We start from the raw sequence: 24,344 nt of genomic DNA on the forward strand, positions 1-24,344 counted from the left end.
CAAAGCTCGGGCAATTCATGTCGCGAGAATACAAAACTGCGTCCCCCCTACAACTGTCATCGCCCGGCCTCGACCGGGCGATCCAGTACGCCGCGGCCTCTCGGCTCAAGCACCGCCGTCTCTGGAATACTGGATCACCCGCTTCGCGGGTGATGACAGCGAGAGTGCGGCAATTGAATCGAACCCCATCCTCATCGTCGTCCCGGCGAAGGCCGGGACCCAACCACAAATGGCTATTGTTGAACCACGCCGGAACAACGAGTCCCATCCACAACATCCGCCGCGGCGTATGGGTCCCCTGAGTTCACAAACGAAGTGCAACACTTCCTTGAGGAGGTGTTGCGATGGGGCGGAGTTACGAGCAGCTATCCCTGGACGAGCGATGCGAGATTGCCCGGCTTTCAGCCAATGGCAGCTCGGTGCGGCAAATCGCGGCAGCTCTGGATCGCTCGCCATCAACGATCTCTCGGGAGCTGAACCGCAATTCTGGCGCCCAGGTCGGCTACAAACCCAGCTATGCCCAGCAACAGATGCGAGCGCGGCGCTGGACGGGCGTACGCCTCGAACGGGAGCCCGGCCTGCGCCGCGCGGTCTTGGAGCGCCTTGGTCGGGGCTGGTCGCCCGAGCAGGTCGCGGGCCGGCTGGCCCGCGAACACGGCCGCAAGGTGATCTCCCACGAGACCATCTACCGCTTCATATACGCCCAGATCCGGCGCACCTCGGACTTCAGCTGGCGGCGTTATCTGCCACGCGGCAAGAGCAAACGCGGCTACCGCGGCAAGAAGGGCGGCAGTCCCGCAAGCTTCATAGAAGGCCGTGTTTCCTTGAACAAACGGCCTATCGAGGCCGCCGATCGCAATGCCCCCGGTCATTGGGAAGCCGACCTGATGATGTTCTCCAAATACGGTCAGGCGATCCTGACCGTGCACGAGCGCACCTCGCGCCTGCTGCTCGGCATCCGCATCGCCAGCAAGCTCGCGCGCGGTATCGCCCGTCATCTCGTCCGCTTGTTTGCTGCCTTGCCGGAAGGCCTGTGCCAGACCGTTACCTTCGACAATGGGACCGAGTTCGCCTGTCACCTGGAGCTGCACCGCCTCGCGATCGAGACCTTCTTCTGCGATCCGCACGCGCCCTGGCAGAAGGGCGGCATCGAGAATGCGATCGGTCGGATGCGCCGCTTCATTCCACGCAAAACCGATCTCGCGACCTTCCCGACGCGCCGCCTCCGCCAGTCGATCAACGCCTACAACAACACCCCGCGCAAATGCCTTGACTTCCAAACCCCTCTCGAGGCCTTCTCTCAAGTGTTGCACTTCGAGTGTGAATCCACCTCCCGGCCTTCGCCGGGACGACAGCGGTGGATGCGGCGCGATCTTGCGATCCGTCTACCCTTCCAAGGGCACTCCTGCGCTCACGCCTTCTGCTTCGCCGCTTCCTTGGCGAGATCCGGCGCGTTCACGGCCGGGATCGCGACGCGGCCCGCGCCGGTATGCTGGAGGGCGGCGGCCGCCTTGTCGTTCTGCATGATCTTGGCCATCACGGCCTGGCCGGCGCGCTCGAACACGGCGCGGTTGTCGACCAGGAACTGGCGCGACTTGCGCAGGCCGTCGATATAGCCGTTGATCTCGGGCACCACATAGCGCGCGACCATGTCCCAGCTGCGGCGGGTGTTTTCCGGATTGGCCCAGTCATGCGCGAAGCCGATGATCGCGCCGACGCCGCCGGAGACCTCGACCAGGTTCTTGATCATCTTGATCAGATCGTCGGGCGTGCCGATGGTCGACGCCGCGCCTTCGACGAAGGCGGTCTTGTCGACGGCTTCATCCGCCGAGGAAAACGCGGTGAGGCCGGGCCGCATCAAGGTGCCGACGTTATATTCGTTGTGCCAGCGCAGCAGCCCGGCGCCGGCCTCGCGCCGCGCCTGCTCGCGGGTCTCGGCGATGTGCCAGGACAGCAGCACGCGCCAGTTGGCGCGGCTCACCGTGGTGCCGGCCTTCGCGGCGGCGTCCTCGGCGAACTGCCATTGCTGCGGCAGCGCCATCAGGCCCTGGGTCGACATCGAGCCGAGCGAGATGATGCCGATGCCGTATTTGCCGGCCAGCGTCATGCCCGAGGGCGAGATCTGCGAAGCCACCACGAACGGCATGTCCTCCTGCAGCGGCAGGATCTGCAACGCGGCATCGTGCATCTCGAACCAGTCGGTCTTGGCGGTGACGCGCTCGCCGTTGAACAGGCGTCGGATCACCGCGATCGCCTCGTCCTGGCGGTCGCGCTGGGTCATCGGGTCGATGCCGAGCGTATGGGCGTCGGAGGCGAGCGCACCCGGGCCGGAGCCGAAGATGGCGCGGCCGCCGGTCATGTGGTCGAGCTGCACCATGCGCTGCGCGACATTGAAGGGGTGGTGATAAGGCAGCGAGATCACGCCGGTGCCGAGCTTGATGCGCTTGGTGCGCTCGCCGGCGGCGGCCAGGAACATCTCCGGCGAGGCGATGGTCTCCCAGCCCGAGGAATGGTGCTCGCCGCACCAGAATTCGTCATAGCCGAGGTTGTCGAGCTGCTCGACGAAATCGAGGTCGCGGCGGAATTGCAGCATCGGATGCTCGCCGATCGGATGATGCGGGGCGAGGAAGGCTCCGAACTTGAGGCGCGCCATAGGTCGTTCTCTCCGGATTGTCGTTGTTGGGGGCTTTGTCTCAACCTACGGGGTGCCCCTCGGCAAGGCAATGCTCCGAGGCCGCGGCGGTCGCATGGTTGTTGCGCAAATCGGCGGCGATTGCCGCCCTCCGGAATGTTTCCCAGCGCATCAACGCAAGTCGCGCGGGCAGGTGGGGGGATGGCCATGGATGACGCGCCCGTGAAGCAACGCTTACGTCCGAGGTAATCGAGCCGATGACCGGAATCTGCTGATGTTGGCCATAACGTCATTTCGGGCAGGACAGGGCATGCACCAGATCGTTTCGACGCGCGCGGAGACCTCCCGGCGCTGGTGGGTGCTGGCGATCGTGGTGTCGGCGCAATTCATGTTCGGCGTCGATGCCTTCATCGTCAATGTCGCGATCCCGACCATGGCGGCCGAGCTGCACGCCACGCCGGCGCAGATCGAGGCCGTGATCGCGATCTACCTGATCGCCTACGCCACGCTGGTGGTGACCGGCGGCCGGCTCGGCGACATCCACGGCACCAGGACCGTGTTCATCGCCGGTGTCGCCGGCTTCTCGGTGACCTCGCTGTGGTGCGGTCTGGCGCAGTCCGGACCGGAGCTGATCATCGCGCGGCTGGCGCAGGGCGCGACCGCGGCGCTGATGGTGCCGCAGGTGCTGGCAACGCTGCATCTGTTGTTCTCCGATGCGGCGCGGGCGCGCGCGTTCGGCATTTACGGCATCGTGCTGGGGCTCGCCGGCGTGACCGGATTCGCGCTCGGCGGCGCGCTGGTGACGCTCGATCTCCTAGGCCTCGGCTGGCGCGCGGTGTTCTTCGTCAACGTGCCGTTCGGCGTCGTCATCATCGCAGCCGCGCTGAAGATCATGCCGACGGTGCCGCGTCGCGCCGGCACGCGGCTCGATCTTCCCGGCGCGATCGTGCTGTTCGTGGGCTTGCTGTGCCTGATCGGTCCGCTGCTGTTCGGTCACGATGTGCAATGGGCGCCGTTTGTGTGGCTGGTGATGGCCGCGGGCGTTGCTGTGATTGCAGGCTTCGTGCGGCTCGAGCGCAGCGTCGCGCGCCGCGGCGGCATGCCGCTGATCGACCTGTCGTTGTTGGCGGACGCGGCCTTCATGCGCGGCCTGGTCGCGGTGTTCTTCTTCTTCTTCGCCAATCTGTCCTTCTATCTGGTCATGACGATGTTCATGCAAAAGGGCTTGCAGATCCCGCCGCTCGAGGCCGGGCTGGTGTTCGTGCCGCTGGCGCTGACCTTCGTGATCGCCTCGCGCCACAGCGGCATCCGCGCCAAGCATCGCGGCACGCTGGTGCTGGTCGAGGGCTGCGCCTTGCAGATCGCAGGACTCGCGGTGCTGGTTGCAACGGTTCAAACGGTCGCGGCACCATCGGCGCTGCTGCTCGCGCTGGTGCTTGTGATCTTCGGCTACGGCCAGGGCCTGGTGATGGCGCCGCTGTCGAGCGCGGTGCTGTCGAGCGTGAAGCCGGCCAGCGCCGGCGCCGGCTCCGGCATGTACGGCACCACGACGCAGATCGGCAACGCAGCCGGCGTTGCCGCGATCGGCGCGGTGTTCTTCGCCGTCGAGAGCGCGACATCGGCACGTCTGGCGCTGTTTGCAGCATGCGCATTGTTTGTGCTGTCGATCATTATTTCGGCCGCATTTCTGTCATGGATGCGCCGCGCCAGCGCATGAATCCGGTGACGCGCTGCGCGATCTTTCCAAAAGTTCATGCTCAAACAAGGTGCTACGGCAACTATTTCGGCCGATCCTCGCCGCGATCACGCGTTAACGCCGATTCTCACAATTCCGCAGGGAAAGACAGCACACGGCCTTTTCATTTTGCAGTGCAACAATTATCTGCTCGGGTGACACAGAACAATAAATCACCTCAGGAGCTGCTGTTGTCCCTGGTCAACAACGTCGAATTCTTGCGTCATCTGCCGAAGATGAACGCGTTCAGCGGCCTCGGCGCACTTGCGCCGGCCGTGCCGACGCCGCTCGTCGAGACGACCGAATTCGGCGTCAACCCCGGCGATCTGAAGATGTACTCGTTCGTGCCCGCGCAGCTTGCGCGGTCACCGGCACTCGTCGTGGTGCTGCACGGCTGCGGCCAGACCGCCGCGTCCTACGATCTCGGCACCGGCTGGTCGATGCTCGCGGCGCATTACGGCTTTGCGTTGCTGATGCCCGAGCAGCAGGCGATCAACAACGGCAACACCTGCTTCAACTGGTTCAATCCGCAGGACATCGCGCGCGATCAGGGCGAGGCCGCCTCGATCAGGCAGATGATCGCGCACATGGTCGGCGCGCATGCGATCGATCCGAAGCGTGTCTATGTGACGGGACTGTCCGCCGGCGGCGCGATGGCGTCCGTTATGCTCGCGACCTATCCGGACGTGTTCGCGGGCGGCGCCATCATTGCCGGCCTGCCGTTCGGCGTTGCCAGCGATCTGCGCGAGGCGCTGCATGCGATGATGCATGCGAGTTCGCTGTCCGCGCCGGAACTCGGCGGCCTCGTTCGCAACGCGTCGACGCATAGCGGCGCCTGGCCGAAGATCTCGGTGTGGCACGGCAGCGCCGACCGCACCGTGCATCCCGGCAATGCCGATGCGATCGTGCGGCAATGGCTCGACGTGCACGGCCTGCCGCTCACCGCGATGTCGAAGTCGGATATCGACGGCCATCCGCGCGAGGTCTGGTGGAACGCCGACGGCGAGACGCTGGTCGAGTCCTACTCGATCACCGACATGGCGCATGGCACGCCGCTCGGGTTGGCCGACAATGATGAGCGGTACGGCGTGGAGGGCGCGTTCCTGATCGAGGCCGGCATCTCCTCGTCCTATCACATCGCGACCTTCTTCGGCCTGACCGATCAGGTCCGTCAGTCGCACATCGCACCGACCGGTGTGCCGCGCGAGCGCGCGGACACGATCTCGATGACCATCCCAGTGCCCGTGGCCGAGCCCGCATCCGGCCGCAAGAGCGACCGGCCGCGCAAGCGGCGCAGCAAAGGTGTCGACGTCAGCGCCGTCATTACGCGGGCGCTGACCGCCGCGGGCCTGATGAAGTAACGGCTGATGAAGTAGCTACATCTCGCCGGTCAGGAACGGGTTCGTCATCCGCTCCTGGCCGATGCTCGATCCGGCGCCATGGCCGCAGATGAAGCCGACATCGTCGCCGAGCGGCAACAGCTTCTGCTTGATCGACTGGATCAGCGTCGCATGACTGCCGCCGGGCAGGTCGGTGCGCCCGACCGAGCCGGCGAACAGGACGTCGCCGACATGCGCGAAGCGCAGCTCCTTGTTGAAGAACACCACGCTGCCCGGCGAATGGCCGGGGCAGTGCAGGATGTCGAAGGTGAGGTCGCCGATCGAGACCTGATCGCCCTCGTCGAGCCAGCGGTCGGGGCCGAAATTGCGCATCCCGGTCATGCCGAAGCGCTCGCCGCTCGAGACCACGTTGTCGAGCAGATATTTGTCGGCGATGTGCGGGCCCTCGATCTTGACCTGCAGCGCGTCGCGCAATTCGGCGGCACCGCCGACATGGTCGATATGGCCGTGCGTCAGCCAGATCTTCTCGACGGTGACGCCGGTCTGCTTGATCGCGGCCTGGATCTTGGCGACGTCGCCGCCGGGGTCGATCACCACCGCCTTCTTGGTCGGCTCATGCCAGATGATGGTGCAGTTCTGCTCGAACAGCGTCACCGGCACGATGATCGCGCCGGCCTTCGGTTTGGTCTCGGTTGTCTCGGTCATGGAGGCACCATAGGCTTCCCGGCAATGCCGTCAACACGCACGGGACATACGCCTGCCCCGGCGTGTGATCCCAAATCGGACCGTGATAAGGTCCAACAGAACAATTCATGAGCAGGCCGGTCCGCGGTCGCTCGCAACACGCGTCAAGCCCTCGCAGTCCGGAACTTCATGACCCAGGCTCCCAACTCACCGCTCGGCGGACCCCGGACCACCGCCCGTGCCTTCTTCGTCGCGGACCGCATCAACACGTCCGGCCTCGAGCGTGGCGACGTGCTGGCCACGACGCCGCTGGCGTTTCGCGTCAATGACAATGGTGTGGCGATCCTGTTCCGCTACGGCGTGGTGGTCCTGATCGGCCTCAACGCGCTCGAGGAGGATGAATTCCTGCGCAGCCTGCAGTCGCGCATGACCGGCCTGTTCGCGCGGCGCGAGGAGGAGATCGCGATCATCGAGGTCGCCGCGGAGAAGGAGGACCAGATTCCGCCGGGCGGTCCGATCTATCTGCAAAGCCTGTCGCCGGAGCGGCTGATCCTGGTCGGCGAGGCGCTGGCCAAGAGCGCGGTGCTGGCGCGGCATGAACGCGAGGTGCGGGCGGTGTTCGACACCACCGAGCCGCTCGCGCGCGAACTCGCCAAGGGCGGCCGGGTGCATGGCGGCCGCGTTGCGATCCTCAAGCACATCGGCAACGCGCTGTTGGTGCGGCACCGCGTGGCCGGACCTGTCGAGGTGTCGGAGAAGCCCGACATCCTCTGGGACAAGCCGCAGCTCGAGCGGCTCTATTCCCGGCTCGAGGACGAGTATGAGTTGAAGGAGCGTGCGGAATCGCTCAACCGCAAGCTCGGCGTCGTCGCCGAGACCGCGCAGGTCTTGACCGACATCATCGACACCGGCCGCTCGCTGCGGCTGGAGCTGATCATCGTCTTCCTGATCCTGTTCGAGGTCTTGATCACCATCTACCAGCTGGCGATGGCCCGCCACTAAAGCGCCTTGCATCCGGGCTACGGCGCCATCTTTCCGTCCCGAATTGTGCGTCATCCCTGAACCTGCGGACACCCCTGGGGACACGGGGCGACGAGCGAGGGGGAATGGGATGGACCAGGACAACAGGGACTGGTGGCGGCGCGGCATTTTCTATCAGGTCTATCCGCGTTCGTTCCAGGATAGCGACGGCGACGGTGTCGGCGATCTCAGGGGGATCATCGCGCGGCTGCCTTATTTGACGCGGCTTGGCGTCGACGCGGTCTGGCTGTCGCCGATCTTCACTTCGCCGATGGCCGATTTCGGCTACGACATCTCCAATTACACCGGCATCGATCCGCTGTTCGGGACGATGGAGGATTTCGACGAGCTGGTCGCGGCCGCGCACGATGCCGGCCTGAAGCTGATCCTCGATCTGGTGCCGAACCACACCTCCGATCAGCATCCCTGGTTCATCGAGGCGAAGAGCTCGCGCGACAATCCGAAACGCGACTGGTACATCTGGCGCGACCCGGCGCCGGATGGCGGTCCGCCCAACAATTGGCTGTCGGAGTTCGGCGGCAGCGCGTGGGCCTATGACGAGGCTTCAGGCCAGTATTACTATCACGCCTTCCTCGCGCAGCAGCCCGATCTCAACTGGCGCAATCGCGAGGTCAGGGACGCGATATACGAGGTGATGCGCGTCTGGCTGCGCAAGGGCGTCGACGGATTTCGTGTCGACGTGATCTGGCACCTGATCAAGGACGCCGAATTCCGCGACAACCCGCCGAACCCGCATTACCGCGAAGGCCGGCCGCCGCACGAGAAGGTGCTGACGCAATATTCGACCGACCAGCTCGAGGTGCACGCCGTCATCACCGAGATGCGCGGCGTCACCGAGGAGTTCGACAACCGCGTGCTGATCGGCGAGATCTATCTGCCGCTGCACCGGCTGGTCGCCTATTACGGCAACGATCTGCGCGGCGCGCAGATGCCGTTCAACTTCGCGCTGCTGTCGACCTTGTGGAGCGCGCGTGCAGTCGAGCAGATCATCGCCGACTACGAAAAGGCGCTGCCGCCGGGCGCGTGGCCGAACTGGGTGCTCGGCAATCACGACCGGCCGCGGGTAGCGAGCCGGGTGGGACCCGCGCAGGCGCCGGTCGCCGCGATGCTGCTGCTGACGTTGCGCGGCACGCCGACGCTCTATTACGGCGACGAGATCGGCATGCACCAGGTTGCGATCGCCCCTGACGAGGTGCGCGATCCCTTCGAGAACAACGTGCCTGGTATCGGCGTCGGCCGCGACGGCTGCCGCACGCCGATGCAATGGAGCGCGGAGCGTTATGCCGGCTTCTCGACCGCAAGGCCGTGGCTGCCGCTGGCGCAGGACTTTGCCAGCGACAACGTCGCAAGCCTCGAGGCGGAGCCGGCGTCGATCCTCAACCTCTACAAGGCGCTGATCGCGTTGCGGCGAAAGCTGCCGCAGCTCGTCCGTGGCAATTATGAGCCGGTCACCGCGCATGGCGATGTGCTGCTCTATCGGCGGCGCAGCGCCGAGGGCGTCGCGGTGATTGCGCTGAATTTCGGTGCGGCTCCCGCGTCGGTCTCCTCCAGCGCGATCGGCTTCAGCAACGAGGTTCTGCTGTCGACCTTGATGGACCGGCAGGGCGAGAAGGTCGAAGGCGTGCTCGAGCTGCGCGCCAATGAAGGCGTGATCTTAGGGCCGCATCAGGACGATTAGCGGGATGTGCGGGGCGTCTTGGTGTCGATATCGCTGCGCTTGAGCAGGTAGTCGAGCCCACCGACCCGATACCACCGATAGCCGTAGGCCTCGATCAGGAGCGTGTGGCGGCCGCCATCGTCGGCGCGGTTGTGATCCTCGGTCAGGAGGTTGACGAGGAGGTTGCCGGCGTCGTCGGGCAACCCGACATTGAACGATATCTCGAGTGGCTTCTCCGCGAAATTGTGCACGAACAGCACCGAGTTGTTGCGCCAGTCGTAACGAATGATCAGGATGGCAGGGTTTCGGCTTGCGATGACCTTGAAGTCGCCCCAGCCGACCTCGGGGACTTCCTTGCGCATGCGGATGATGCGCTCGGTCCAGTTCAGCATCGAATTGGGATCGCGCCGCTGCTTGGCGGCATTGACGTGCTCATAGCCATAGGGGCCGTCGTCGATCACGGGCACGCATGGCCGGTCGCTTTCGGTGAAGCCGCCGTGCGGCTCGGTCGACCACTGCATCGGCGTGCGCGCGCAGGTGCGTTCGGGCAAATCGAGATTGTCACCCATGCCGAGCTCATCGCCGTAGCGGATGACGGGCGTGCCGGGAAGCGTGCACATCACGCTGTAGGCGAGCTCCAGACGCCGTCGGTCGCCGCCCAGCATCGGCGCAAGGCGCCGCCTTATGCCCCGGTCGTAGAGCTGCATGCCCTTGTCCGGACCGAATGCTTTGAACACCGTCTCGCGCTGCGCCTTGGTGAGCCGGCCGAGGTCAAGTTCGTCGTGATTGCGCAGGAACAAGCCCCATTGCGCGGTGGCGGGCCGCGGCTTGGTTGCCGTCAGGGCGTTCGCCAATGGCTTCGTGTCCGCGGATGCGAGCGCGTAGAACAAATGCTGGTTGACGTGGAAGTTGAACATCATGTGCATTCGGTCGCCGTCGCGCCCGAAATACTCCATGTCGGTCTCGGGCAGCACGTTGGCTTCGGCGAGGATGATCGCGTTGCCCTGGCGCCATTGCAGGAATTCGCGAAATGCTCGCAGCATGTCGTATTGCTCGACCGGCTTGCGCACCGAGGCGCCCTTGGTCGCGATCACGAACGGCACCGCGTCCATGCGGAAACCGGAGACGCCGAGCTGGGTCCAGAATCCCATGATCTTGAGGATCTCGGCCTGGACGTGCGGGTTCGACGTGTTGAGATCCGGCTGGAAATCGTAGAAGCGGTGGAAGTACCAGGCCCCTGCCTGCTTGTCGCGCGTCCAGGTCGATTTCTGGACGCCGGGAAACACCATGCCCGTGTTGGCGTTGGCGGGCTTCTTGTCCGACCAGACGTACCAGTCGCGGAAGGGTGAATCCTTCGCGCTGCGCGCCGATCGAAACCAGGCGTGCTGGTCCGAAGTGTGATTGACGACGAGGTCGATGATCACGCGGATGCCGCGTTGCCGGCAGCCATGGGTGAACTCGACGAAATCGCCGAGCGTCCCGTAGCGCGGATCGACGCCGTAATAGTCCGAAATGTCGTAGCCATCGTCGCGGCAAGGCGACGGCTGAAACGGCATCAGCCAGATCGTGGTGATGCCGAGCCCGTGCAGATAGTCCAGTCGCCGCAGCAGGCCGCTGAAATCGCCGATCCCGTCGCCGTTGGCGTCCATATAGGTGCCGACGGACAAACAATAGATCACGCCATTCTTGTACCAGAGGTCGTCGATCACCAGGCCATCCTCTCCGGCGGCAGCCGGAGATAAGCGGCGAGGCAGCGGTGAGTTCCTGCGGAGGGTGTCGTCCCGTCAACCGCCGGACGACACTTTCCGCCAGAGTCCGACCGCTTGATCTGCGCCTTCAACGTATCCTCGACCACGCGGTCGAACGATAACGCCCTCGGCGCGCTCTCGCGGTGCTCGGCGATGTTGTCACGCTTGGCGACCAGCGCGGCGAGCTTCGCGTTCAGCGCCTTGCGCTGCGCGATCTGCTTTCACTTTCCGGGATCATTCTCTGATGGAATCGGCTAATCTGCCTGGATGGAGTCACCCGCCCGCCAGATCGCGCTTGTGCCTGCGCCCGACCGACGCCAGTCGGAGACCGCGCTTGCGGTCGCGCGCGGCACCGCGCGACTTCTGAGATCGCTGGGATTTTCCTGCATCAGCGAATTGCCGCTGCCGTCCGGCCGCCGTGCCGACCTGGTCGCGCTGAACGAGCGCGGCGAGATCTGGATCGTCGAGATCAAGTCGTCGGTCGAGGATTTGCGTGCCGACCAGAAATGGCAGGACTACCGGATGCATTGCGACCGGCTGTTCTTCGCCTTCACGCAGGATCTGCCGTGCGAGATCTTCCCGGTCGACACCGGGCTGATCATCGCCGACGCCTATGGCGCGCACCTGCATTGCGAGGCGCCGGAGCATCGCCTGCCGGCGGCAACCCGCAAGGCGATGACGGTGCGCTTCGCGATGGCCGCGGCGCAGCGGATCAATCGCCTGATCGATCCGCAGGGACATGAGTTTTAGAAGCAGTGATCCGTCATCCTGAGGAGCCGCGAAGCGGCGTCTCGAAGGATGCACGGGCACCAGCCGGGCCGTCGACCCTTCGAGACGCGCGCAAGGGCGCGCTCCTCAGGGTGACGGAGAGACGTAGGAGGGATAGAGCGAAGCGAAACCCATCGCTTGTTGTCGAGGCACGAAGACGATGGGTATCGCTGCGCTCCACCCATCCTACGCAGTACCCCACAAACGCAAATGGCCGGGCAAGGCCCGGCTATCGCGAAACCAAAATGAACCCGTCGCCTAGCGCGGCGCGCGCTTGGCGAGGATGCGCTGCAAGGTGCGGCGGTGCATGTTGAGACGGCGCGCGGTCTCCGAGACGTTGCGGTTGCACATCTCGTAGATGCGCTGGATGTGCTCCCAGCGCACGCGGTCCGCCGACATCGGATTGGCCGGCAGCTCGGACTTCTCGGTGCCGGTCGCAAGCAGGGCAGCGACGACGTCGTCGGCATCGGCGGGCTTCGAGAGATAGTCGACGGCGCCCATCTTCACCGCGGTGACGGCGGTGGCAATGTTGCCGTAGCCGGTCAGCACGATCGCGCGCGCCTCGGGGCGCTTGCGCTTCAACGCCGACACGACGTCGAGACCGTTGCCGTCGCCGAGCCGGAGGTCGACGACCGCGAACGCGGGAGCGGCGCGGCCGATCTCGGCAATGCCGTCGGACACCGTATCGCATGACTTCACCGAGAAGCCGCGCGTCTCCATCGCGCGCGACAGGCGTTCCAGGAACGGCTTGTCGTCCTCGACGATGAGGAGCGATTTGTCAGCATGGTCATTCAGTTCAGCGATTGCGTTCACGATCCATTTTTCCCTGTGATAGACCCGCTGAATATGGGGTTGCACTGGGGCGCTGCCAAGGCAGCCGAAAGTCGCGGTGGCTGCATCCGGTATGCCAGAGGCGCGATTGAGAACCGTTCTTAAGATGACGCCTCTGTGTCTCCCGCCGATTCCTCGAAGCGCTCGCGCGGCCACACGATCTGCACCACGGCGCCGTGATCGGGAAAGGTGCGATTGGTAAACGATACCTTGGCTCCGGTGCGTTCCAGCAGCGTCCGCGCGATGAAAACGCCCAAGCCCAAGCCGCCACGGGCATTTTGGGCCTCATCTGCGCCCCGACGGCGCGACAAATAGGGCTCGCCGATTCGCTTCAGCATGTCGGGCGCGATGCCCGGGCCGTCGTCGGAGACGACGATCTCGATGGTTTCGGCGTTCCACCACGCGTTCACCTCGACGGTCTGGTGGGCGAAATCGACCGCATTTTCGAGAATGTTTCCGACGCCATAGAGGATCGCCGGATTGCGTGCCGCGACCGGCTCGCGCGTTGCTGCGACAGCAAGCCGCACCTTGATGTTGATGCCGAAATCGCGATGCGGCGCCACCGCCTCCTCGATCAAAGTCGACAGCTTCATGGTGTCGAATGGCGCGCCGCTCGATGACAATTGCGCAATCTTGCCCAGGATGTCGCGACAGCGCTGCGCCTGCTCGCGCACCGTCTTCAGGTCGCCGGTGATCGCCGGGTCGTGCACCGTCTTCTCGAGCTCGCGCGAGATCAGGAAGATCGTCGATAAGGGCGTGCCGAGTTCGTGCGCGGCGGCGGCGGCGAGGCCGTCGAGCTGCGTCAGATGCTGCTCGCGCGTCAGCACCAGCTCGGTCGCGGCAAGCGCGTCGGAGAGCTGGCGCGCCTCCTCGGTCACCTGGAATGCATAAAGGCTGGTGACGCCGATCGCGAGCAGGATCGAGAGCCAGACGCCGATCAGATAGATCGGCGGCAGCACCAGCGGATCGTCGTTATCCCAGGGCAGCGGCAGATGATAGAAGAACAGTGCCGAAGCGCAGGCGACCGCAAGGCAGCCGAGCGCCATGGTCAGCCGGATCGGCAGCACCGTGGCCGAGATCAGGACCGGCGCCAGGAACAGGAACGAGAACGGGTTCTGCAAACCGCCGGTGAAGTACAGCAGGCCGCCGAGCTCGACGATGTTGATCGCGAGCAGGGCTGCGGCATAGGCCGGCTCCAGCCGCTGCATCGGGTTGAACGCGACCTGCAGCGCCAGATTGAGCAGCGCCGAGAATGTCACGATGGTGACGCAGGGGACGATCGGAACGTCGAACTCCAGTCCCTGCGCCACGATGAAGATCGCGACCAGCTGGCCGAGCGCGGCGAGCCAGCGCAGCCGCAGGATCGTATCCAGGCGGACATAGCGGCGGGGTTGGCGGAAATCGGAAGCGACGTCGGTCATGCCTGGACTTTAGCTGTGCCGCGGGCGGCGCACAAATTCGCGACTTAGCGCAAGGACGTGTGCGAAGCCTTGCGCTTATTGTCGCAATGGCTCAATGACGGCCATATGCAACAGAGCGGGACAGGCCCGGCGCAAACGCCCGCGACCGATCAGGACGGATCGGCCGCGATCGACGTTGCGCACCTCGTCAAGGTCTACAAGACCACCCGCGCGGTCGACGATATCTCGTTCCGCATCGCGCGCGGCAGCATCACCGGCCTGCTCGGCGGCAACGGCGCCGGCAAGACCACGACCATCGCAATGATCATGGGGCTGGTGCTGCCGACCTCGGGCAGCGTCGCGGTGCTCGGCGCCAAGATCCCCGAGCAGCGATATGACGTGCTCGGCCGGATGAATTTCGAGAGCCCCTATGTCGACATGCCGATGCGGCTCACGGTGCGGCAGAACCTGACCATTTTCGGCCGGCTCTATGCCGTGAAGCATCTGCGCGAGCGGATCGACCAGCTCGCCGCGGATCTCGATCTCAAGGAATTTTTGGACCGCGCCAACGGCAAGCTCTCCGCCGGGCAGAAGACCCGCGTCGCGCTGGCCAAGGCGCTGATCAACGCGCCGGACCTGCTGCTGCTCGACGAGCCGACCGCATCGCTCGATCCTGACACGGCCGACTGGGTGCGTGAGCATCTCGAGACCTATCGCAAGACCCATAACGCGACCATCCTGCTGGCATCGCACAACATGCTGGAGGTCGAGCGGCTGTGCGACCGCGTCATCATCATGAAGCGGGGCAAGATCGAGGACGACGACAGCCCGGAGCGGATCATGGCGCGCTACAACCGCGACACGCTGGAGGAGGTGTTTCTCGACGTGGCCCGCGGCCGTCTGCGCGAGGGCGCTCCAGAGCGCACACCATGAGCGAGATCGTCAGCCATCCGCCGCGCGGCATTTCCCTGCATCGCATCAACGCGATGGTGCTGCGCTATTGGTATCTCCTGATGTCGTCATGGCCGCGGCTCTTGGAGCTGATCTACTGGCCGGCCTTGCAGATCATCACCTGGGGCTTCCTGCAGAACTACATCTCGCAGACATCCGGCTTCTTCGCCAAGGCCGGCGGCACGCTGATCGGCGCCGTCATCCTGTGGGATATCCTGTTTCGCGGCCAGCTCGGCTTCTCGATCTCGTTCCTGGAAGAAATGTGGGCGCGCAATCTCGGCAACCTGATGATGAGCCCGCTGAAGCCGATCGAATTCCTGCTCTCGCTGATGATCATGAGCCTGATCCGGCTCGCGATCGGCGTGATCCCGATGACGCTGCTGGCGCTGGTCTTCTTCGGCTTCAACTTCTACGCCATCGGGCTGCCGCTGATCGCGTTCTTCTGCAATCTGATCTTCACCAGCTGGTCGGTCGGCGTGTTCGCCTCCGGCCTCGTGCTGCGCAACGGGTTGGGCGCGGAAAGCATCGTCTGGACGCTGATGTTCGCGGTGATGCCGCTCGCCTGCATCTACTATCCGGTCGAGGTGCTGCCGGCCCTGGCTGCAAGTGGTCGCCTGGGCGCTGCCGCCGACCTATGTGTTCGAGGGAATGCGCTCGCTGTTGATCGACCACGTCTTCCGCGCCGACCTGATGGTTTGGGCGCTCGTCATCAACGCCATCCTGTTCGCTGCCTCTTTTGCGGTCTTCCTTGCCCTTTTGCAGAGCGCCAAGCGCCACGGCTCACTGCTGTCAGGTGGTGAATAAATGTCACTTTCTCGTGGATTTCCGGTGTTTTAGCCCGATATCGGCCCCACATGGGTCTCGCGGCGCATTGACGCATTGTTGCGCATTGGTCAGTATGCTGCGGCGCAAACAGGGGTCTGAGAACTACAATGCCCATCGGTGAATTTGGCGGTGCCCCGCCACTCGTGGCGGAAGGCAGCCCGGCACTCACGACGCCGCTGTACTGGATGTATGAGATGGCGCACGCGTCGCTCAACCCCGCGCGTGCCGTGACCGACGCCACCAAGATCCTGTTTCAGAACCCGCTCAATCCGTGGTCGCATACCGAGTTCGGCAAATCGATCGCTGCCGGCTGCGAGCTGTTCGAGCGCACCACGCGCCGCTACGGCAAGCCGGACTGGAACCTGCCGACCACCGAGGTCAACGGCGTCCGCACACCGGTCGAGGTCCGTTCGATCTGGGAAAAGCCGTTCTGCCGCCTGTTGCATTTCGATCGCAAGCTGACGCGTCCGCTGCGCGCGCCGCAACCGCGCGTGCTGATCGTGGCGCCGATGTCGGGCCACTATGCGACGCTGCTGCGCGGCACGGTCGAGGCATTCCTGCCGACGCATGAGGTCTACATCACCGACTGGGCCGATGCGCGCATGGTGCCGCTCGCGGAAGGGCGGTTCGATCTCGACGACTATGTCGATTATCTGATCGAGATGCTGCATGCGCTCGGCGGCAACATGCACGTGATTGCCGTGTGCCAGCCGTCGGTGCCGGTTGTTGCGGCCGTCTCGGTGATGGAAGCCAACAACGATCCCTTTGTACCGCTGTCGATGACGCTGATGGGCGGTCCGATCGACACCCGCCGCAATCCGACCGCGGTCAACAACCTCGCGGAAGAGCGCGGCATCGAATGGTTCCGCAACAATGTCATCACCAAGGTGCCGTTCCCGCATCCGGGCGTGATGCGCGACGTCTATCCGGGCTTCCTGCAGCTCAACGGCTTCATCAGCATGAACCTGGATCGGCACATGGACGCGCACAAGGCGCTGTTCGCCAATCTGGTGAAGGGCGACGGCGACCTCGTCGACAAGCACCGCGAATTCTATGACGAATACCTCGCGGTGATGGATCTCACCGCCGAGTATTATCTGCAGACCGTCGACCTCGTCTTCGTCAAGCACGCGCTGCCGAAGGGCGAGATGACCCATCGCGGCAAGCCGGTCGATCCGTCGAAGATCCGCCGCGTCGCGCTGATGACGGTGGAAGGCGAGAAGGACGACATCTCCGGCCTCGGTCAGACCGAGGCGACGCACGCGCTCTGCACCGCGATTCCGAACCATCGCCGGGTGCACTATGTGCAGAAGGGCGTCGGCCATTACGGGGTGTTCAACGGCTCGCGGTTCCGCTCCGAAATCGTGCCGCGGATCTCCGATTTCATGGTTTCGGCGGCCAATACGCGGCTTTCTCTGGTCGCTGCGGCCGAATAGGTATCGCCCCGGCCGTGATTTTCGCGGTCGCGCAAGTTGCTGATTTAACTAAAAGATTCTCAAATCGGGTTGCGGGCAAGGGATGAATTTCGTTTCATCTCATGGGCCTTTTTAGATATTCGGATTCATCAGAAAAAATCCGGTTCCAGCCCCAGCCGGTAGAGGTCAGTCAATGGCCGACCCCTGTATATTGGGCAAATGATTTGTTTTTGCGCCGAGCGCTTTCCCTGGCGGCGGATATGGCAAAGTCCGGGCGAACTCCTGCTCCCCGGACTTTCAGACATGGCTACTCGCGCGCTCCTCTATCGGCGGCCTGCCGAACCCGCGACCGTATTGGTCAGACACGGCTCCCAGTTTTTCACCGTCAGGTTGCGCCGGCACAGGCGTGCCCGCCGCTATACGCTCAGAATCCATCCGACCGATCGCGAAGCGATCCTGACGATGCCGCCGCGCGGCACGATCGTCGAAGCCAAGGAGTTCGCCAACATCCACGGCGGCTGGATCGCCGCCCGTCTTGGCCGTTTGCCGAAGGCCGCGCCGTTCCAGCCCGGCACCGTGGTGCCGTTGCGCGGCGTGCCGCATCGGCTGGTGCATCGCTCCGGCGAGCGCGGCACGGTGTGGACCGAGACCCGCGACAGCGGCGAGAAGATCCTGTGCGTCGCCGGCGGCGTCGAGCACATGGATCGCCGGGTGCATGACTTCCTCAAGCGTGAGGCGCGCAAGGATCTGCAGAAGGCGGCGGCGCTGCATGCCGCGGAACTCGGCGTGCGGGTGCGGCGGATCTCCATCCGCGATCAGTCCAGCCGTTGGGGCTCGTGCACCTCGGCGGGCTCGCTGTCGTTCTCGTGGCGGCTGATCCTGGCGCCGCCCTTCGTGCTCGATTACCTCGCCGCGCATGAGGTCGCGCATCTCGTCGAGATGAATCACTCGGCGCGGTTCTGGCGGGTGGTCGACAAGGTCTGCGCCTCGGTCACGCGCGCCAAGACCTGGCTCGACACCCACGGCAACGACCTGCACCGCTACGGAATCCAGGAGTAGGCGAGATTCTCGTCGCTCTACCCATCTGACGCACAGCGTCTCCGCCACTCCTGCTGTCATCGCCCGCGAAAGCGGGCGATCCAGTATTCCAGAGGCATTCGTGTTCAACCGATAAGCCGCGGCGTACTGGATTCCCCGCATGCGCGGGGGATGACAGTTGGATTCGCGGTGCGACCTTCCTAACGCCTATCGAAACAACCGATCCGCGAGCCAGCCATCCAGCCCCGCTGCCGCTTCCGGCCGCGCGTTCGGGTTGGGTGGCGGTGCGGAGGCGCGGGCCGGCATCGGCGAAGGTTGGCGATAGTAACCGCCGGATGGCACCGGCGCCGGCGGCGGGCCCTGCATCGGCGGTTGGATCTGCAGCGGCGCTGATGGCGCTGATGGCGCGGCGACCTGCGACGAGATCTGCATCAGGTTCGCCGGTCCCCAACTGCCCTGGGAGTTCGGGATCACAGCCACCGGCACGCCCTGATGCGCTGATTTCATGAAGCGGGTCCACACCTCCACCGGCAGGCCGCCGCCGGTCGCCTTCTTGGTCGGCGAATTGTCGTCATTGCCGAGCCACACGCCGGTGACGAGCTTGGCGGTGTAGCCGATGAACCAGGCGTCGCGATAATCCTGGCTGGTGCCGGTCTTGCCGGCGGCGGTCCAGCCCGGAATCTCGGCCTTGCGCGCGGTGCCCGAGATCAGCGTCTCGCGCATCATGGCGTTCATCATCGCGTCATAGCGCGGCTCGATCACCTGGTTGGGCGGGTCGGTCGGTCGGTCGTAGAGCAGTTTGCCCGTACTGGTCTTGATCCTGGTCACCACATGCGGCGACACCGCGTAGCCGCCATTGGCGAACGGCGCATAGGCGCCGACCAGTTCGAGCACGGACACTTCCGAGGTGCCGAGCGCGATCGAGACGTTGGGCTCGAGCTTGGATGAGATGCCGAGCCGATGCGCGGTGCGCACCACATTCTTGGGCCCGACCTCGACGCCGAGCCGCACCGCGACCGTGTTCAGCGACATCGCCAGCGCCTGGGTCAAGGTCACCGAGCCGAAATATTCGTGGGTGTAGTTCTCCGGCTTCCAGCCCTTGATGTCGAGCGGCGCGTCGGTGCGGATGGTGTCGGGCGTCAGCCCGGCCTCGACCGCGGTGAGATAGACGAATGGCTTGAACGACGAGCCCGGCTGCCGCTTCGCGGTGACCGCGCGATTGTACTGGCTCTCGGAATAGTTCCTTCCGCCGACCATGGCCCGTACCGCGCCGTCGGGCGTCATCGCCACCAGCGCGCCCTGGCTGACGTTGAACTTGACGCTCTTGGCGGCGAGCTCGTCGATCACGGCGGCTTCCGCGACGCCCTGCAGCTTCGGATCGATCGTGGTCTGCACGATGATGTCCTGGTCGATCTGGCCGACCAGGTCGTCGAGCACTTCGCCGATCCAGTCGGCGACATAGTTCACGGTGCCGGCGCCGGCCGGCTTCACCGCGATCGAGGGCTGGCCGATCGAGGCCTTTGCCTGGGCCTCGGTGATGAATTTGGCGTCGGCCATCGCCGCGAGCACGACCTGGGCGCGCTGCTCGGCGCCTTCCGGGTTGCGGTTCGGCGCCAGCCGCGACGGCGATTTGACCAGGCCCGCGAGCATCGCCGCTTCCGGCAAGGTCACGTTCTTCGCCGACTTGCCGAAATAGCGCTGCGCGGCGGCCTCGACGCCGTAGGCGCCGGAGCCGAAATAGACGCGGTTGAGGTAGAGTTCGAGGATCTCGTCCTTGGAGTGCTTGCGCTCCAGCCACAGCGCAAGCTCGGCCTCCTGCAATTTGCGCTGCATGGTGCGTTCCTGGGTCAGGAACAGGTTCTTGGCGAGCTGCTGCGTCAAGGTCGAGCCGCCCTGCGAGACGCCGCGATGCAGCAGGTTGGTTGCGGCTGCGCGCAAAATGCCGACCGGGTCGACGCCGAAATGCGAATAGAAGCGGCGGTCCTCGATTGCGATGAAGGCCTTCGGCAGATAGGGCGGCAGATCCTTCAACGCGATATTGGCGCCGGCCATCTCGCCGCGCTGCGCCAGCACCGAGCCGTCGATGCCGACGATCTGGATCGTCGGCGGGCGCTTGGGAATTTCCAGCGACTGGATCGGCGGCAGATGCGCGCCGACCCACACCACGACACCGATCACCGCAATGCCGGCCCACAGGCCGAGCACCGCGGTCCAATAGAACAGCCGGCCGATACCGAAGCCGCGCGACTTGCTGCGTCGTTTGGTGCCGCTGCGCGACGGGCGCGGTCTCTCGCTACCGGATTCGTTGCCCTTGTCGGCGCTCTTGGATTTCGATTTGGCAGGTTTGCCGTCGTCACCGCCGCCGGGAATGCGGTCGGAAGGCGACAGCCTGAGATCGGCAAGCGCGGCCGGAAGCCCGAACAGCGGCTCCTTGCGTCCACCGCCTTTTTTACGTCCCCACGCCATCCGCAACGCTCACACCGCACCGGGCCGCACGCTAGCGTTCCCGGTTTAAGGCGCGGTTACGCAAAGCTTAACGGGGGATTAGGAGGTGGGGCAGCGCGTGCTACATTGAGGTGGAACAAAGGAAAAAGGGGAGCACCGCATGGGCCATATCGATCCGACCAAGGACGTGTTTGCGCAATTCCGGGACAACAACCGGCCGGGCCCGATCCACATGCTCAACCTGGTGCGCTTGCGCGAATGGGCCGCCTATCCCGACGGCCGCAAGGCGACCGGCGCGGAAGCCTATGCGGCCTACGGCCGCGACAGCGGGCCGGTGTTTGAACGGCTCGGCGGTCGCATCGTCTGGCAGGGTCGCTTCGAGCTGATGCTGATCGGCCCGCAGGAGGAGCGCTGGGATCACTGCTTCATCGCGGAATATCCAAGCGTCGCCGCCTTCGTCGAGATGATCCGCGATCCCGTCTATCGCGAGGCGGTGAAGCACCGCCAGGCCGGCGTCGAGGATTCGCGGCTGATCCGGCATGCGGTGCTGCCGGTCGGGAAGAATTTCGGCGAGATACCGGAGTAGCCGCGCGAGCTGCACGCACTCGTTGTCCCCGTCATCCTGAGGTGCGAGCGCAGCGAGCCTCGAAGGATGAATCGGCCACAGCCGGGCCGTCGGCCCTTCGAGACGCCGCTTCACGGCTCCTCAGGGTGACGGTGATAGGGTGGTCCGCAAAGACAATCGGCGGCCGAAAGGCCGCCGATTGCAGTTCAAACCTGCGCGAACCGCTAGCCCGCCGGGCCGGCGTCCTCAAGGATCGGGCCGAACAGCTCCCAGCGCTCGCCGTTGAAGCGCATCATCTGCAGCTGCTTGTTGACGCGATAGTCGTTCGGCGTGGTGTTGCCCTTGATGCCGGGCAGTGCCATGTCGAGGTCGACGTTCTTCAGGTTGGTCGCCTGCTTCAGCACGTTTTCGCGCGTCAGCTCGTCGCCGCACTGCTTCAGCACATGCACCATCAGCTGCGCGGTCGAGTAGCCATAGGTGTTGAAGTTCGAGTTCTTGTCGCCGTCGGGATAGTACTTGGCCATGAAGTCGAAATAGCGCTTCATGCCCGGATCGTCCTTCCACTGCGGATCGGCCGGATCCTTGCCGTAGTTGGTCGAGATCAGGCCCTTGGAGGCCTCCAGGCCCGCGGGCTGCAACACCGCGCCCACCGAAGTGGCGTTGATGTCGACGATGTGGATCGGATGCCAGCCGAGCTCGGCGATCTTCTTGATCGCCTGCGCGGCCTGCTTCGGCGTCGAGGCCGAGAAGAACAGGTCGGCGCCGGCATCCTTGATCTTGATCACCTGGGAATCGATGGTCGGGTCGGAGACCTCATAGGAGGCTTCGGCCACGATCATCTTGGCCGCCTTGTCGCCGAGGCCGGCCTTGATGCCGTTCAGGTAGTCCTTGCCGAGGTCGTCGTTCTGATAGAGCACGCCGATCTTGGCGTTCGGATGCTCCTTCAGGATATACTGGCCGTAGATGCGGCCTTCGACGAAGTAGTTCGGGTTGAAGCCGAGCGTCCAGGGGAAGTTCTTCGGGTCGGTGAACTTCGAGGCGCCGGTCGCGGCGAACAGCTGCGGCACCTTCTTGGCGTTGAGATATTTCTGCACCGCGGCGTTCGACGGCGTGCCGACGATCTGGAAGGTGAGCAGCACCTCGTCGCTCTCGACCAGCTTGCGCACCTGCTCGACGGCTTTCGGCGGCGAATAGGCGTCGTCATACTGGATCAGATTGATCTTGCGGCCGTTGATGCCGCCCTGATCGTTGATCATCTTGAAATAGGCCGCCTGGGTCTTGCCGATCGAGGCATAGGCGGAGGCCGGTCCGGAGAACGGCACGGTCTGGCCGATCTTGATCTCGGTATCGCTCGCGCCGGGATCGTATTTCTTCTGCGCGGAGGCCGCCGTTGCCGACAGCGCGATTGCGAGCGCCGTTGCCGTGACCAGATGGAAAATCCCGTTCCTCATAATGCTGTTCCCTCACGTGACTGATGTTGGCCGATGATCTTGTCCGCGGGTTCAAGATCCCGCGGCCGCCATCGCTTGCGCCGGATACTGGAGGAACCGTTGCTGCGACGCAAGACGAGCAGTGCCGAAAAGGTGAACGATTTCAGTCAACCAAAGTAGGGGGCGCTGCGAAAGGAAGGGCGCGGGGGGAGTGATGTGCGCATCGCGAAAGGGAGTTAGTTCGTCGAACCTACCGATTGAAACGCATTATCTCCGTCATCCTGAGGAGCGCCACCGGGTCCGCGCAAAGCGCGGCCCGATGACAGGCTCCGCGCGTCTCGAAGGATGAACGGCCCCAGCTGGGCCGTCGTGCTTCGAGACGGCCGCTGCGCGGCCTCCTCAGCATGACGGATCTCAAAACGGCAAACGACCTAACCCGCCGGCCCCGTATCCTCGATGATCGGGCCGAACAGCTCCCAGCGTTCGCCGTTGAACTTCATCATCTGCATCTGCTTGTTGATGCGATAGTCGTTGGGTCCGGTCGTGATCGACATGCCGGGCAGCGCGAGCGACGGCACGAACTTCTTCAGGCTGGTCACCTGCTTCATCAGGTTCTCGCGGGTGAGGTCGTCGCCGCACTGCTTGAGCACCTGGACCAGCAGCTCGGCCGTCGAATAGCCATAGGTGTTGACGGTGTTGAGCTTGTCGCCCTCCGGATAATACTTGTCCATGAAGGCGAAATAGGCCTTCACGCCGGGATCGTCCTTCCACTGCGGATCGGCGGGGTCCTTGCCGTAATTGGTCGAGATGATGCCCTTGGAGATGTCGAGGCCGGCCGGCTTCAGCGTCGCCGACACCGGGCTCGCATTGATGTCGAGGATGTGCACCGGGTGCCAATCCAGATCCGCGATCTTGCGGATCGCCTGCGCCGCGAATTTCGGCGTCGAGGCATCATAGACGAGGTCGACGCCGGCGGCCTTCAGCTTGACGATCTGGGAATCGACGGTCGGGTCGGTCAACTCGTAGGAGACCTCGGCGACGATCATGCTGGCGGCCTTGTCGCCAAGTCCGCTCTTCAGGCCGGCGATGTAATCGCGGCCGAGATCGTCGTTCTGGTAGAAGATGCCGATCTTGGCGTTGGGGTGATTGGCCAGGATGTATTTGGCGTAGATGCGGCCCTCGGACTGGTAGTTCGGGTTGAACGCGATCGTCCACGGCGCGTTCTGCGGATCGGAGAAGCGCGAGGCGCCGGTGGAGGCGAGCAGTTGCGGCACCTTCTTGGCATTCAGGTATTTCTGCACGGCGGCATTTGACGGCGTGCCGATGATCTGGAACGTGAACAGCACCTCGTCGCCCTCGACGAGCTTGCGCACCTGCTCCACCGCTTTCGGCGGCGAGTAGGCGTCGTCATACTGGATCAGGTTCAGCTTGCGGCCGTTGATGCCGCCGGAATCGTTGATCATCTTGAGATAGGCCGCCTGGGTCTTGCCGATGCCGGCATAGGCGGATGCCGGGCCCGAGAACGGCACGGTCTGGCCGATCTTGATCTCGGTGTCAGTGGCGCCGATGTCGTATTTCTTCTGCGCGGTGGCTGACGTAACCGACAACGCGATGGCAAGCGCTGTCGCAGCGAGCAATTGCACGCTCCTCATGTCCGTGACCTCCCATGTTGCCGATGATCTTGTCCGCAAGCGATGGGCCGGCGGATGTCACCGTTGCCGGAGATGATGGAGGAAGGGCAGGGGCATTGCAAGACGAGGCACCCTGCGCGCGATGTCGCGGAATTCGGGTGGACGCCGCCGGTCGGGGAATGAAAGTATCGCCGAGCGTGACCGATTT

At 64.4% G+C, this 24,344-nt stretch carries 17 protein-coding genes and 2 pseudogenes; 11 read left to right on the forward strand and 8 right to left on the reverse strand.

Annotation, left to right across the window (positions count from 1 at the left end; translation table 11 throughout):
• Positions 1 to 344: 344 nt before the first annotated feature.
• Positions 345 to 1,331: pseudogene (locus ACVMB0_RS09375) on the forward strand (IS30 family transposase); the annotation flags it as partial.
• An 80-nt stretch (positions 1,332 to 1,411) separates the two neighbouring features.
• Here ACVMB0_RS09375 and ACVMB0_RS09380 read toward each other — a convergent pair.
• A complete protein-coding gene (locus ACVMB0_RS09380) occupies positions 1,412 to 2,653 on the reverse strand; it encodes an LLM class flavin-dependent oxidoreductase (RefSeq protein WP_461346030.1) in 1,242 nt (413 codons plus the stop codon).
• Between the two features lie 289 nt (positions 2,654 to 2,942).
• On the opposite strand from ACVMB0_RS09380, the gene ACVMB0_RS09385 reads away from it, so the two are divergent.
• Both ACVMB0_RS09385 and ACVMB0_RS09390 read left to right on the forward strand, forming a co-directional pair.
• The gene (locus ACVMB0_RS09385; RefSeq protein ID WP_461346031.1) at positions 2,943 to 4,349 is read left to right on the forward strand and encodes an MFS transporter; all 1,407 of its coding nucleotides are present in this window, start codon (positions 2,943 to 2,945) and stop codon (positions 4,347 to 4,349) included.
• Between the two features lie 209 nt (positions 4,350 to 4,558).
• Positions 4,559 to 5,728 (forward strand): extracellular catalytic domain type 1 short-chain-length polyhydroxyalkanoate depolymerase, encoded by a 1,170-nt coding sequence (locus ACVMB0_RS09390; RefSeq protein WP_461346032.1) that lies wholly within the window; start codon positions 4,559 to 4,561, stop codon positions 5,726 to 5,728.
• Between the two features lie 15 nt (positions 5,729 to 5,743).
• Here ACVMB0_RS09390 and ACVMB0_RS09395 read toward each other — a convergent pair whose 3' ends face one another.
• On the reverse strand, positions 5,744 to 6,412 hold the full coding sequence (locus ACVMB0_RS09395; RefSeq protein WP_461346033.1) for an MBL fold metallo-hydrolase: 669 nt from the start codon (positions 6,410 to 6,412) through the stop codon (positions 5,744 to 5,746).
• 168 nt (positions 6,413 to 6,580) lie between these two features.
• Here ACVMB0_RS09395 and ACVMB0_RS09400 point away from each other — a divergent pair, with 168 nt between their 5' ends.
• Together ACVMB0_RS09400 and ACVMB0_RS09405 are read left to right on the forward strand one after the other, a co-directional pair.
• The gene (locus ACVMB0_RS09400; RefSeq protein ID WP_456751070.1) at positions 6,581 to 7,393 is read left to right on the forward strand and encodes an RMD1 family protein; all 813 of its coding nucleotides are present in this window, start codon (positions 6,581 to 6,583) and stop codon (positions 7,391 to 7,393) included.
• 109 nt (positions 7,394 to 7,502) lie between these two features.
• A complete protein-coding gene (locus tag ACVMB0_RS09405; RefSeq protein ID WP_461346034.1) occupies positions 7,503 to 9,110 on the forward strand; it encodes an alpha-amylase family glycosyl hydrolase in 1,608 nt (535 codons plus the stop codon).
• Here ACVMB0_RS09405 and ACVMB0_RS09410 read toward each other — a convergent pair.
• The gene (locus ACVMB0_RS09410) at positions 9,107 to 10,798 is read right to left on the reverse strand and encodes an alpha-amylase family protein (RefSeq protein WP_461346035.1); all 1,692 of its coding nucleotides are present in this window, start codon (positions 10,796 to 10,798) and stop codon (positions 9,107 to 9,109) included. The genes ACVMB0_RS09405 and ACVMB0_RS09410 overlap by 4 nt on opposite strands.
• Before the next feature lie 306 nt (positions 10,799 to 11,104).
• Here ACVMB0_RS09410 and ACVMB0_RS09415 point away from each other — a divergent pair, with 306 nt between their 5' ends.
• Positions 11,105 to 11,587 carry an MmcB family DNA repair protein gene (locus tag ACVMB0_RS09415; protein WP_461346036.1) on the forward strand — a complete coding sequence of 161 codons (483 nt, stop codon included), beginning with the start codon at positions 11,105 to 11,107 and terminating at the stop codon, positions 11,585 to 11,587.
• A 276-nt stretch (positions 11,588 to 11,863) separates the two neighbouring features.
• On the opposite strand, the gene ACVMB0_RS09420 is transcribed toward ACVMB0_RS09415, so the two are convergent.
• Entirely contained in the window at positions 11,864 to 12,418 is a 555-nt protein-coding gene (locus ACVMB0_RS09420) for an ActR/PrrA/RegA family redox response regulator transcription factor (RefSeq protein WP_021077587.1), read from the reverse strand.
• A gap of 119 nt (positions 12,419 to 12,537) precedes the next feature.
• Complete coding sequence (locus ACVMB0_RS09425; protein WP_461346037.1) at positions 12,538 to 13,857, reverse strand: ActS/PrrB/RegB family redox-sensitive histidine kinase; 1,320 nt, start codon at positions 13,855 to 13,857, stop codon at positions 12,538 to 12,540.
• Positions 13,858 to 13,962: 105 nt separating this feature from the next.
• On the opposite strand from ACVMB0_RS09425, the gene ACVMB0_RS09430 reads away from it, so the two are divergent.
• From ACVMB0_RS09430 to ACVMB0_RS09445, 4 genes and pseudogenes are all read left to right on the forward strand, one after another.
• Positions 13,963 to 14,769, forward strand: a complete 807-nt coding sequence (locus tag ACVMB0_RS09430; RefSeq protein WP_461346038.1) for an ABC transporter ATP-binding protein — start codon at positions 13,963 to 13,965, stop codon at positions 14,767 to 14,769.
• Positions 14,766 to 15,591: pseudogene (locus tag ACVMB0_RS09435) on the forward strand (ABC transporter permease). The gene ACVMB0_RS09430 and the pseudogene ACVMB0_RS09435 overlap by 4 nt, the downstream one beginning before the upstream one ends.
• Before the next feature lie 128 nt (positions 15,592 to 15,719).
• Positions 15,720 to 17,048 carry a polyhydroxyalkanoate depolymerase gene (locus ACVMB0_RS09440; protein ID WP_456751062.1) on the forward strand — a complete coding sequence of 443 codons (1,329 nt, stop codon included), beginning with the start codon at positions 15,720 to 15,722 and terminating at the stop codon, positions 17,046 to 17,048.
• A 198-nt stretch (positions 17,049 to 17,246) separates the two neighbouring features.
• Complete coding sequence (locus ACVMB0_RS09445) at positions 17,247 to 18,086, forward strand: M48 family metallopeptidase (protein ID WP_461346039.1); 840 nt, start codon at positions 17,247 to 17,249, stop codon at positions 18,084 to 18,086.
• 186 nt (positions 18,087 to 18,272) lie between these two features.
• On the opposite strand, the gene ACVMB0_RS09450 is transcribed toward ACVMB0_RS09445, so the two are convergent.
• On the reverse strand, positions 18,273 to 20,531 hold the full coding sequence (locus tag ACVMB0_RS09450) for a transglycosylase domain-containing protein (protein WP_461346040.1): 2,259 nt from the start codon (positions 20,529 to 20,531) through the stop codon (positions 18,273 to 18,275).
• A gap of 139 nt (positions 20,532 to 20,670) precedes the next feature.
• Between ACVMB0_RS09450 and ACVMB0_RS09455 the strand changes: the two genes are divergently transcribed.
• A complete protein-coding gene (locus tag ACVMB0_RS09455; protein WP_456751059.1) occupies positions 20,671 to 21,096 on the forward strand; it encodes a DUF1330 domain-containing protein in 426 nt (141 codons plus the stop codon).
• A gap of 203 nt (positions 21,097 to 21,299) precedes the next feature.
• Here the strand turns inward: ACVMB0_RS09455 and ACVMB0_RS09460 are convergent, their stop codons facing one another.
• On the reverse strand, positions 21,300 to 22,526 hold the full coding sequence (locus tag ACVMB0_RS09460) for an ABC transporter substrate-binding protein (protein WP_456751058.1): 1,227 nt from the start codon (positions 22,524 to 22,526) through the stop codon (positions 21,300 to 21,302).
• Between the two features lie 410 nt (positions 22,527 to 22,936).
• Positions 22,937 to 24,157, reverse strand: a complete 1,221-nt coding sequence (locus ACVMB0_RS09465) for an ABC transporter substrate-binding protein (RefSeq protein ID WP_461346041.1) — start codon at positions 24,155 to 24,157, stop codon at positions 22,937 to 22,939.
• Positions 24,158 to 24,344 lie beyond the last annotated feature (187 nt).

The organism is Bradyrhizobium sp. USDA 4451, from assembly GCF_054822585.1.